The organism is Tenacibaculum aquaeponti, assembly GCF_052084715.1.
Taxonomy (GTDB): Bacteria; Bacteroidota; Bacteroidia; order Flavobacteriales; family Flavobacteriaceae; genus Polaribacter.
The window spans coordinates 1834248-1846117 of sequence record NZ_CP197288.1 but is presented as its reverse complement, the minus strand read 5'-3'; the positions used below and the strand labels follow the sequence as shown (position 1 = coordinate 1846117).

Annotated in this window: 12 protein-coding genes; 11 read left to right on the top strand and 1 reads right to left on the bottom strand. The window is 33.8% G+C overall.

Going from position 1 to position 11870, the window contains the following annotated elements:
* The first annotated feature begins 109 nt into the window (after nucleotides 1–109).
* From ACSIGC_RS08120 to ACSIGC_RS08080, 9 genes are read left to right on the top strand one after another with little or no spacing between them, the layout of a single operon-like run.
* The gene (locus ACSIGC_RS08120) at nucleotides 110–673 is read left to right on the top strand and encodes a hypothetical protein (protein WP_442267623.1); all 564 of its coding nucleotides are present in this window, start codon (nucleotides 110–112) and stop codon (nucleotides 671–673) included.
* A complete protein-coding gene (locus tag ACSIGC_RS08115; RefSeq protein WP_442267622.1) occupies nucleotides 612–1319 on the top strand; it encodes a hypothetical protein in 708 nt (235 codons plus the stop codon). Before ACSIGC_RS08120 ends, ACSIGC_RS08115 begins: the two co-directional genes overlap by 62 nt.
* 11 nt (nucleotides 1320–1330) lie before the next feature.
* The gene (locus ACSIGC_RS08110) at nucleotides 1331–2038 is read left to right on the top strand and encodes a hypothetical protein (protein WP_442267621.1); all 708 of its coding nucleotides are present in this window, start codon (nucleotides 1331–1333) and stop codon (nucleotides 2036–2038) included.
* A complete protein-coding gene (locus tag ACSIGC_RS08105) occupies nucleotides 2035–2760 on the top strand; it encodes a hypothetical protein (RefSeq protein WP_442267620.1) in 726 nt (241 codons plus the stop codon). The genes ACSIGC_RS08110 and ACSIGC_RS08105 overlap by 4 nt, the downstream gene beginning before the upstream one ends.
* A gap of 37 nt (nucleotides 2761–2797) precedes the next feature.
* Nucleotides 2798–5539, top strand: coding sequence for a MobF family relaxase (mobF, locus tag ACSIGC_RS08100; protein WP_442267619.1), 2742 nt, complete (start codon nucleotides 2798–2800; stop codon nucleotides 5537–5539).
* Nucleotides 5481–5903: a hypothetical protein gene (locus ACSIGC_RS08095; RefSeq protein ID WP_442267618.1), complete on the top strand. Its 423-nt coding sequence runs from the start codon at nucleotides 5481–5483 to the stop codon at nucleotides 5901–5903. The genes mobF and ACSIGC_RS08095 overlap by 59 nt, the downstream gene beginning before the upstream one ends.
* An 18-nt stretch (nucleotides 5904–5921) precedes the next feature.
* A complete protein-coding gene (locus ACSIGC_RS08090) occupies nucleotides 5922–6632 on the top strand; it encodes a hypothetical protein (protein WP_442267617.1) in 711 nt (236 codons plus the stop codon).
* Nucleotides 6633–6659: 27 nt separating this feature from the next.
* A complete protein-coding gene (locus ACSIGC_RS08085) occupies nucleotides 6660–6929 on the top strand; it encodes a helix-turn-helix domain-containing protein (RefSeq protein WP_442267616.1) in 270 nt (89 codons plus the stop codon).
* Nucleotides 6930–6931: 2 nt separating this feature from the next.
* Nucleotides 6932–8476, top strand: coding sequence for a type IV secretory system conjugative DNA transfer family protein (locus tag ACSIGC_RS08080; RefSeq protein ID WP_442267615.1), 1545 nt, complete (start codon nucleotides 6932–6934; stop codon nucleotides 8474–8476).
* A gap of 6 nt (nucleotides 8477–8482) precedes the next feature.
* Here the strand turns inward: ACSIGC_RS08080 and ACSIGC_RS08075 are convergent, their stop codons facing one another.
* A complete protein-coding gene (locus ACSIGC_RS08075; RefSeq protein ID WP_442267614.1) occupies nucleotides 8483–9823 on the bottom strand; it encodes a tyrosine-type recombinase/integrase in 1341 nt (446 codons plus the stop codon).
* Between the two features lie 323 nt (nucleotides 9824–10146).
* Between ACSIGC_RS08075 and ACSIGC_RS08070 the strand changes: the two genes are divergently transcribed.
* Complete coding sequence (locus ACSIGC_RS08070; protein ID WP_442267613.1) at nucleotides 10147–11442, top strand: tyrosine-type recombinase/integrase; 1296 nt, start codon at nucleotides 10147–10149, stop codon at nucleotides 11440–11442.
* Between the two features lie 143 nt (nucleotides 11443–11585).
* Nucleotides 11586–11771: a hypothetical protein gene (locus ACSIGC_RS08065; RefSeq protein WP_442267612.1), complete on the top strand. Its 186-nt coding sequence runs from the start codon at nucleotides 11586–11588 to the stop codon at nucleotides 11769–11771.
* The last annotated feature ends 99 nt before the right edge of the window (nucleotides 11772–11870 follow it).

Genomic DNA, 11870 nt, shown 5'->3' with positions numbered 1-11870 from the left:
AAAATGCAAAAACTCTGCAAATATCTGTCTATCAATTACCTCGAAATTTGCATCAGTAACCTAATTAATCACGGTTAAAAATAATTAATTAAAACAAAATCACATCATTATGATTTTCAAAAAAAAGAAAAGGAATCCATCGCTGATCATACCAGTAAGTAGTGTTTCCGAAAAAAAGAAAACCTCGTCAAATAGTTTAGGCATAGAGATGAAACCATTTCACCGAGACAATGATTTGAACGTAACAAAGCACGATAAACTTGTTCGTCAAGTAGAGAGTAAACTTCCCTTAACAATTAAGGGTGTAAGACGTTTTCCTGTGGAAGTGGTCAAACAAGACATTACCAATCTTTGTGAGAAAGCCTTACACCAGATTCAAGCTGATCTAGGTACAGTTCGACTGGTTGTAGCGCAAGGGCAATCCAAATTTAAACACAGGCTAGCCAATTTTGATAAAGAAGCCCTTAAACAAAAATATAAGGAAGAACACTTACAAAAACATTCAGGGGCACTTCAAGAAAAAAGAAATAAGCTCACAGAATATGTCGAGGCGCAAAAAGCAAAAAGACATTTGATTTTAGAACAGTTAAACCAATTAAAACACGAAACACATGACTATTTATTCGAAAAATGCAAAGGCGAAGCGCCAAAAAAGAGCTGGTACAATGCTTAAAATAAACTGGTACATACTATTTGTAGGGACACTGGGATTTGTTGAACTCATCTTGAATTTTTTCGGGCTTCAGCACCTTGGAGGTGAAAATATTTCTAATATCTTTTTGCTTCCATTATCAATAGCCTTGTCATTGGCTATGATGTTTTCAGCACATTATGCAGGCGAAGCTTTGCAAAATCGTTTGTTAAAGGCAGCAATCATAGCTTTTGTTTTGGGAATTCTGTTTTTAGGAATTATAGCGTATATCCGATTTATCTCTGATTCTTCATTTATCCTTACACTAGCCAATTTAGGATTTTATGGCACTATTGCCTATGTCAGTTATTTAAGAGCTGAACATCAACCTCATTTTGATAAACAGAAAAAGATAGAAGCTAAAAGTATGGAAGATGCTAGAATTCGATCAGGAATTGAGCGTGAACAAAAATCGTATGAGCATGAAGTTAATGCAATAAAAGTTGAAGGTGAAACTTATGCGGCTCAGAGAGTGCAAGATGAATTTGATTTTATAGAGAATGCTATTAGTGAAGCAGCTCATATCATCGAAGTTACTGATGGATATGAGGCACATAGAACAAAACAATTAAGAAATATTGAAAAAGCGGCTTATAACGCCTGCGATAAAAATAACTATTCCAACTAAAATTTTAAAAGATGAGACAAGTTTATATTGGTCTTATGTTCGTTTTGATGGGCTGCACCACATCACCTAAAAGTGATGCAGTCCTGATTTTCGATCAGACTGAAAAAAGAGAACCACTGAATGAAAATAGCCTGTTTTCGATATACCGTAACATCTCACACGGACAAATAACGATGACGGAAATTAGAGATCAATCTATCTCTAAAAGCACCGTAATTGTTAAAGAAGAAAGCCCATCCTACTTTTTAAGGGTAGAGAGTGAACAGCATGAAAAAGAGCTAAAATTTGAAAAGGATTTTATAAACGGATTACAGCTTTATGATGTACCTAATCAGGAACTATCCAAAAGTTATGTATATAGTGTTTTTGCAGAACACTTGTACAAACTGATGGAATCAAACGCAGATCGAAAAAGCATATTGGCGTTTAGCGATTCATTTGAAAATGCGGAATTCAGTTTCTACAAATACCGTAAGAATCCTTTGAAAATTAGAGATGATTATCAGAACATAGTAGCTGAATTAGAAAAACATGACCCTCGGATTAAGGATGCAGACTTATCAGGAATTGTTATTTCAGTAGTGTTTCATCCAAGTAAAAAAGACGATTCACTTTTTAGAGAAGTAAGACAGTTTTGGACACGCTATTACGAGTCAAAAAATGCAGGAATTGAGTTTGTAACTAGTTTAGAAAATAGCTCATTAATACAAGGATTATGATTACCCAAAAATCCAATCATAACATTACACCTCGCAAAACGGTTAAAGTTTCAGATGCAGCTATTTTATTCGCAGCAGTATATCAAACACAATTTTGGAAAACGCTGTTATATAAATCTTGGAAAGAAACGCTCTTGCTTTTAGCCAGATACTATTTCCGTTTTAACAAAGCCATACACGCCATGTTGTTTTGGTCACCCATTCGTTTTAGAGCGGGAAGCGCAACTATTGGGGTACTGGCTATAATGTTTGGAGTTAGCCTATTACTGAGTTGTAATAGCATGGATGTACCTATCTTACTAAAGCCTATAGTAGCATTTTGTGTTCCATTAGTTCCATTTTTTAAAACACAAGATGAGCTTTACAGATTAGTTTTTGTTGATATCCATTCATGCTATTTGTTGATTTATACAGGATTATTTGTCGTATCAGGATTTATCCATTTGATAATAGTTTGGCTTGGATTTTCTAATCCAAGTCAGACCAAACGAGGAAATAGCTTAATCGTTTTAGTGCTTTCAAGATGGATGCCTGTAAATGAATTTCTGATTTGTGGCCTTGTAGAACCACTATTGGGTATAGGGCTTGGTCTTGCTACTTGGCACTATGCAGATGATGTGTGTTTTGGAATTTTCATGATACTGATTTCTATGTCAGAAGCTGCTCAACAATGGTTGGACAAAGCTTATCAAATGCATACCCAGTCTGTTTTAAAAGCATAATTCACAAACAACTCAACTAAAATTTAAAAAGAAACCAATGCTCGGAATCTATAAATCATATAATGGTCAGGCTGCTGCCGATTACTTTAAAAACTCTTTGAGTAAAGAAGGAAACTATTATCAAGAGAAGGAAGTAGTCGCACATTGGGATGGAAAAACAGGTGTCAAGTTAATGCTACATGGAAGTAGGGTTACTGGTGAAGTTTTTAGTGATTTCGTTCATAATAAACATTATGGAACAAAGGATAGACTTACTGTTATAAACGCAAAAAATCGTAGAGCAGGTTATGATTTTACTTTTTCAGCCCCTAAATCAGCTTCTGTTTTATATGGTATAACCAAAGACCCTGATATTTTGAGTGCACATCGTTATGCCTATCGCAGTACAATGCAGGAAATAGAAAAACATATACAGACACAGGCAAATACACAAAAACAACGAGGCTTTATAACTACAGGTAATATCATTTATGCAGCATTTGATCATTTTGAGAGTCGTCCTGTAGAGGTGCATCATAAAGGGAGAGTTTTATATATTCCAGATATGCAGATGCATACCCATTGCTATGTGCCTAATGTGACATGGGTAGAAGAAAAAAAACGTTTTCAAGCCATTGAGACTGGAAATATTCATAAGCTCGCACCTTATTTTGAAGCCTATTATCATGCACTAATGAGTCATCGCCTGAATGAATTGGGTTATATAACAGCACGAACTCATGAGCGATGGGAGATTTCAGGAGTATCCAGAGCTATTATTGAACGTTATTCCAATCGTGGTAAGCAAATCGATTTGGTAGCAAAAGAAAAAGGAATTACTAGCCTAAAAGAAAAAGCAAAGCTAGCAGTAATCACAAGAAATTCTAAGGGAAAAGCAGTTGATGACAAGCAGCTTTATGAGCTTTGGAAAGCTCGTTTGAGTGAAAAAGAATTTAGCACATTACAAAACATAAAGAATAGTCCTCAACATGAGATCAATTCTATATCTGCTAAAGAAGCTGTAGAAAGAAGCCTTGAACATTTTTTGGAAAGACAATCCACAGCGCATGAAAAGCGCGTACTTGGTCATGCTCTAAGCTTGGGATACGGAACACTATTGCCAGAAGAGGTGACTCAAGCGTTGAATGAGAGAGAGGATATTCTGAGGTCAGAAGATCAGACTATTTCTATCATTACCACTCGTGAAATGGTACGTGCCGAAAATAAAATGATTGAACTTGCTGCAAATACCAAAGGCAAGTTTAAACCAATCCATCCGAATTATAAACCTAAGCGAGATTTTCTAAATGAGGGACAAATGAATGCTGTTAAGGCAGCACTTAGTTCCCCTGATTTTATAACAGGCATTCAAGGAAATGCAGGAGCAGGGAAAACAACTTTGCTTAGTGAAATAGCAGATGGAGTGAAACAAAAAAATAAAACGTTGGTAAGTATTGCTCCGTCCTCACAAGCAGTAGAAGTGCTTAGAAAAGAAGGTTTTGATGCTTACACGGTAGCAGCTTTTCTGGTGAATTCAAAGGTGAGGCAAAAGATAAGAAATGGTGTGCTTTTGTATGATGAAGCGGGGCTTAGTGGTGTAAAATCCATGACACAGGTTTTAGAAAAAGCCCAAGCGCAGAATGCACAAGTAATTTTAAGTGGAGACACCAAACAGCATAATGCTCCTGGGGAATATGGTGATGCGTTTTATATGTTGCAAAAAAGTGCACAGATAAGAACTGCCCATGTTAAAGAAAATATGAGACAAGAGCCAAAAGAGTACCGTAAGGCGGTAAATCAAATTGCTAGCGGAAATATACGCGGTGGTTATCAAACTTTAGATAAAATGAACGCTATACAGGAAATCCCTGATACAGATCAGCGTTTAAATCAAATTGCAGATGATTATTTAAGCTCTATTCAAAAAAAACGAAGTGCCTTAATTGTGAGTCCAACCCATGCAGAAGGTGATCAGATTACAGCTATTGTTCGTCAAAAACTAAAAGAAAAAGGAGTTGTCAAAGGAAAGGAACGTTCTTTTGAAACTCTTAAAAATTTATCTTTTACAGAGAGTCAAAAGAAAGATTTGGTGAATTATCAGCAAGGTCAAATCATTCGTTTTACTAAAAACCAGAAAGGTGGGTTTAAGGCTGGTACTCATTATGAGGTAGTTTCCCAAACAACTAAGAAAACTGTTGAAGTTCGAGATGTAAAAACAAAGCAAGTATTAGAGCTTCCTTATAATACACCGACACATTTTTCAGTATATCAAAAAACACAAACACAAATTGCAGTAGGTGATTTAATCCGGCCTACTGAGAATTTAAAATCTAAAGAAAATACTAAAATCAATAACGGCACACCACAAAAGGTAAAAGGATTTGTAGGTGGGGATATTAAACTAGCCAAAGGCAAAACTTTAGATAAAAACAGTTATCATTTCAAACACGGCTATGTAGATACCAGTCATTCCAGTCAGGGGAAAACGGCTAGCGATGTGTATATCAGTATGACAGATATGTCCTTTGGTGGAGTGAATGAGCAGAGTTTTTATGTTGGTGTGTCAAGAGGAAAAAATAAAATACAGCTTTATACCTCAGACAAGCAGGAACTTAAAAAAGCCATGGTAAGAAGTGCTCAGCGAACCACGGCACGAGATATTGAAAAAGAACATGCACAGCATATTCATAGACAAAAACAGCGCGATTATCATCAAAATATTCATAGACAAAAAGAACAATATGACATTTCAAAACAAAGAGACAAAACCATTGAGAGGCATATTTCCCGTAGAATCTAAACAAGAGTTGCCAAATGTATCGAAAGAATTTTCAGCGGAGAATCAATTTTATGCTGTGGCTTTGGAAGAAGAAATCATAAAGAAGTTTATGATTATTCTAAGGTCAGGAAGAAAGTTTAGAGTGCCATACGCCACATTACCCATTACAGAGTTATCCGATAAAAATGATGCACTTTTTATCATGGCGTATCAGCTTTTAATCATCATAAAAGGTAGAAATATCGCACCTATTGACGAGGCTCTAGCATCAGAATCCCTGTTATGGGTTTCTGAGAGTTTTTCAGAAAAAGATGATGGGATATCACCGGTATTTATTTCCAATATAACCATTGAGGGAAAAGCTATTAGTAAACAAGTAGATTGATTTTAAACATTATGATTTATGAGAACATCAAAAACAGAAAGGACAAAACAGGACAAATTATCACCAACGGTTATCAAGCAAGATAATACCCCAGATATGATAAACGCAGAAAAGGATTTATCTGATGGAGAATTGCAGGAGCGTTTGGATTTATATAGCAACGGAAGCAAAGAACAATTTTTCAAAGTTCAAAAAATCAAGCAGCGATACGTTGAAAAAATCAAAGAAGAGCAAGTTAAACGTACACAGGCTGATTTGTATTATGCACAAGGAGTAAGGGCAGGATTGCCGCATGCGTATCATGACAACCTAAAAGACATCAGAGAACGACAAGACCAGTATTTTAGGGATGAAATACTAGAAGAAGCCAAAGCCGAGTACAAGAATCATGAGAATTTAACCAAACTTTTTGATAGAGAAGCTCCTTCAAAAACTACCAAACAAGCACCGAAAATTAACAGACAAAAGGCTAAAGTTTACAATAAACTTGGAAAGCTCATGGGTGCATTTAAAGCAGTACAGCAGGCTAAAGAGAATGTCATTTCCAAAGTAGATGTAGTTGAATCAGGTATTGTAAATCACAATGCTATTGAGGAATTAAAACCAAATCAAAAAACAGCAGAGAAAACGGAAAAAAGCCTGAGCAAATATTTTAATACCTATACCCCAGAGCCGAAGGACATACGCAAAACTTTTGAGAAGATAAAAGGTAAGGATAGAGATAGATAATAAAGCAGAATTGAAAAATACAGAATTATGAAAGTGATACTAATTGAGGAAGAAGCATTTTTTGAACTCATTGACAGAGCTGTTGAGCGAATGAGTGGAAAAATAAATGCAGAGCAAAAAAAATGGCTGACTCCAAAAGAAGCCATGAAGGAATTGGGTATTTCTTCGCCAACGACCTTACAACGCTATCGTGATGAAGGAAAAATAAGGTATTCACAGCCGAGTAAGAAAGTTATTCGCTATGACCCTGAATCGATACAGGAATTCTTAGATAGTAAAACCAAAAATACCTTTTAGTTATGAAATTTTTTGGCATTGGTTCTAAAAATAAGCATCAAAGTTACGAGGATTTATTAGATACACCTTTATATAAAATCCCTAAGACAGATACAGTGATTACGTGGGCTGATAGCATAGAAGGAACTCTTATTACTGGGGCTATTGGAAGTGGTAAATCCAGTGGAGCAGGGAGACATATTGCACATGCTATGCTTAAAAGTGGTTTTGGTATGGTCATTTTATGTGCGAAGAAGGATGAGCGTAGAAGGTGGATGCGATACATTGAAGAGGTGGCTCCTGATCGTAGTGAAGATGTGGTGATATTTGATAAGCAAAGTAACCTCAGATTTAACTTTTTAGACTATGAAATGCACCGTGAAGGAGAGGGAGCAGGTGAAATTCTTAACATTGTAGAATTTTTAGTAGGTCTAAGTGATGCTGTTAGAGTTTATCAATCTGGAAGTGGTAGAGGAAAAAACGAAGAATATTGGGATTTATCATTGAGGATGCTTATAAGTCGTTGCATCTCTGTTCTGAGACTCTCAGGAGAAGAAATTAGTATTTTCAATATGCGTAGGCTTGTTTCATCTCGTTTTGTAGAAGGAGAGCCAGAGTATTATCGAAAATTAGAACGATTGGCAGCAGATCCCAAGATTGATCCAGACAAACGTCATAAAGCACAGACCGAAATTAACACTTGGATTGAAGATCGTTATTTTCTGCAAATACTTTTGAAAATTAGTAACAGAACACTAAATGCAAATGATAGAGATCAAGCAAATTTGGTAATAAATTATTGGCTTCAGGAACTTCCTAAAATTGGTGAAAAAACCTCGGGAATTATCGTTTCTAGTTTTATGGGGATTGTAGAGCCTTTTTTGAATAATGGAATTTTAAAAGATCAATTTACAAATGGATTAAGTGAAGAATTACTACCAGAAAATATTTATGAACAAAATAAAATTGTAATCATTGATTTCCCAATCAAGGAATTTAAGCTAGCAGGTGTTTTAGCTGCGACTATCTACAAGACTGTTTTTCAGGAATGTATGGAGAGAAGGGATGTTGAAAACGAAGAAAACCCAAAACCTGTTGGTATATTTATAGATGAATACCACCTTTTTTGTAATCCACAAAAGGATAGCATATTTGCTACAACATCCAGAAGTTCATGGGTAGCATCCGTTTATATCACGCAAAATATTAACAATATCTATTTCATTATGGGGAGTGAACAACCAGAGTCTAGAGCTAAAAGTTTACTCGGAAACTTGAATCTGAAATATTTTGCTAGCAATGATAATTACGATACTAATCTGTGGGCTTCACAAATGATTGGACAACACAAAGTTGATTTTGAGCATTTGAGCTTCAGTAAAGATATGGAGATTAGCAAAAGTAAAAATCAGCAGATGCAATATCGAGTGACTCCAGATCATTTCACAACACTAAAGACTGGTAGAAAATCTAATAAATATATTGTCGAAAATATTGTTTTTAAAGCAGGAAAGACTTGGGGAAAGAACAAACAGAATTTTGCTTTGGTGGGGTTTAAGCAGAAATAATTGGTTTTAAGAATTTAAAACTTGTTCTAATGCATCATCTGCTTCTTTATGGATAAAATTAGCTTGATAGTTAATGGTCGTTTTTAAATCTGTATGGCGGTATAGCTTTTGAAGCATTAATGGATGAATTGCATCACCTGCTATATTTCCAAAACTGTGCCTTGCAATATGATTGGAAAGATTTTTATCAATTTCACATAGAGTTGCAATTCTTTTCAAATATTTGTTGAATAATGATGTAGCATTTCTCATTTTAGTAAACATATCCTGTTTATTTTTAGGATTAGCTTTTTTAAGAAAAGGAAACACAAAATCATTTTTCTTTTTCCTGCTTTCTTGGTACAGATTAAGGATATTCATTGCTTGCTCAGGAACTTTAAGACTTACAGGCTTTTCGTTTTTATTCATTTGATAGTATAAACGGCCATCAATGAAGTCAGACCATTTTAATTCAAGGACATCTGAAATACGAACACCTGCAAAGTAATAAGAAAATAGCCAAACATTGCGAGTATGCCAAATGGAAGAATCTTTCTCTAATTTGATATTTTCAATTTTACTAATTTCTTCTTTGGTTAAACCAATTTTGTTTCCAGAGGAAATACGAATTTTTTCTTTTTCGCCAGCAAAAGGGTAATTTCTACCATCCACTAAATTTTCTTTGATAGCTTGGTTATAAAGGGTGCGAATAAAGATGAGTTGATTGGTAACTGTTCGTGTTTTTTGTTCAAGATAAGAAGTACAAAAACTTTTAAACCGATTAATAAAAGCCATATCAATATCGCTAAATGTAAGCGATTGATTTTTTGCAAAGTTCTTTAAGACCTCTGAAACATCTACTGCTCCTTTTCGAGCTTGTGAAATTCGTTCTTTTCTTCTTTTTTTAATATCCTCAATAGCTTTTTGTTGAGGGATTGTAGTGTTAAGGTCTAAAAACTCCTGAATATTATACAGGATAGATAATTCAGATTTTGCAACTGAGAAAGTTCCTTCTTTGAATTTTCTTTTGATACGTTCCGTTGCGAGTTCAAAGAAATAAACACCAGAAGATTGTCTTTTTACTTTTTTCTTTATTTGTTTTGCAGAAAGGTGATTTTTGCTAACTTCCTCATCCAAAGATGTTGCGTAGGCTTCACTAAGTTTCTTTTGGATGAGATTGTTTAAACGTTTCGAATTAGGGTGTGATTTTTTAATGATACCGTTTTTAGTATCCCAATCTTTTTCATGGATGTACTGTCCAGTATGAATGTACTGAGGTTTTCGATCTTTTGTTATTCGAATAGCTATAGAACAGGAGCCATCCTCTCGTTTTCTATATTTCCAAAGGATCACTTTGATTGAAGCCATAAATGATGTTGTTTTACACATCAAAAATACAAAACGAAAATCATTTTGTAAAAACAATGTAAAAACATTTAGTGTGTTTTTATAGAATTAAATGACTTTATATGTTTGCAACTAATTCGTTAACAGGTTGTTTTTTAACATTTTGTATTAAATAAGGTTAAAGACATCAAAGCTCATAACCCGAAGGTCGCTGGTTCGAGTCCAGCTCCCGCTACTAAGCTTAAGCTTTTAAAATCAACGGATTGTTTACTACAATCCGTTTTTTTATGTCTTTATCTTTCTTACTTTTACGTACCGTAAACGCTAGCGTAAACACTTTTGCAATGAAAATGAATTTTACAGAACCTAAAATATATACTGGTGGAGTACAAATATCTGAGTGGTCTAAACTGACAAAACTTGAAAAAGAAACTGCATTAAAAAAGGATTGGTTTGTGTATTATTCTTATCGAAATCCACAAACGCAAAAACTGAAAAGACAGCCACATATTAAGGCTGGTGTAAATAAGTTAAAAACAAAAAGAGAACGCATTGCGTTTTTACTTACTATGCAAAAAGCATTGTTAGAATTACTGCAAGCAGGTTTTAATCCATATCAAGATAATTCGCAATTAGAAGCAGAATTATTTGGTAGTTCTAGTATAGCACAATCTTCTAATATTGCGCAAACGCAAAAAAATCAAAAAGAAAAAAAAGAACGTATTGAGACTCAAGAACTCGAGAGTAAATCAATTGCTGAGGCTTTTAAAATTGGGTTGAGTTTAAAAGAAAGGTTAATGAACAAAAATTCATTTACTAAATATAAAAGCAGGATTAATCGTTTTTCTAAATGGTTAAAAAAGGAAGGCTACGAAAAACAATCTATAACTACCATTCATAAGAAACTTGTGATTGAATATTTAAACGAAGTTTTACAAAGTTCAAGTGCAAGAAACAGAAATAATACTCGTACAGATATAGCTTCGCTGTTTCAAATTTTAGAAGATAACGAATTGATTACCGAAAACTTTGTAAAAAAGATTAGTGTATTAAAATCTAAACCTAAAAGGAATAAAACATATACTCCAAAATTGCAAAAAGATATTTATGATTATTTGAAGGAAAATGACGAGCATTTGCTCTTATTTATTCAATTTATATCCTATAATTTTTTACGACCAATTGAAGTGTGCAGATTAAAAGTTGAAGATATAGATGTTAAAGACAAAAAACTATATGTCAAAGCCAAAAACAGTCCTGTGAAAATTAAGATTATACCAGAAATTTTACTTGAACAATTACCTGATTTCTCAAATAAAAACCCAAAATCTTTTTTATTCACACAAAACACGGTAGGTGGAGAGTGGGATATTGAAGAGGAAAATAAAAGAGACTATTTTACTAAAAGATTCAAGAATATAAAAGATCACTTTAAGTTAGGTAAAGAATATGGCTTATATAGTTTTAGACATACTTTTATTACAAAACTATATAGAGAACTTCGCAAAACAAATTCTCCGTTTGAAACTAAAAGTAAGTTAATGTTGATTACGGGTCATTCAACAATAACTGCACTAGAAAAATATTTACGAGATATAGATGCAGAATTGCCTGAAGACTACTCTTTTTTAATAAAATAGTTTGTGTTAGGTTACTTTAAAGTGACGTAAAGTAGTTTATCCTCACGTAACCTTGCTTAAAGTGGTGTAACCTCGTTTAACTTCTTTAGCTTATTTTTAGAGTTATTACTATTGTGTTTAATTATATTAAATCAAAAGTAATATTGAATGCACAAGTAGTATATCAAGTAGCAAAAGCTCTTCCATTAGAAGAGCAAAAATTGTTATTTGAAATGCTACAAAAAGAATTTCGTTTTAACATTCATAATGTAAAGAAACTTAATACTCATATTTTAACAAAGGAGGATGCGATTCAATATTTATTAAAGAATGTTTTTAACAAGAAGTAATAGTAAATAAAGACTTACTGAATAGTTAGTCTTTATTTTTTTACCCATTTTATAAAACGTTAAATTTTATTCAATTTAACGTTTTAAAATACTAAAATC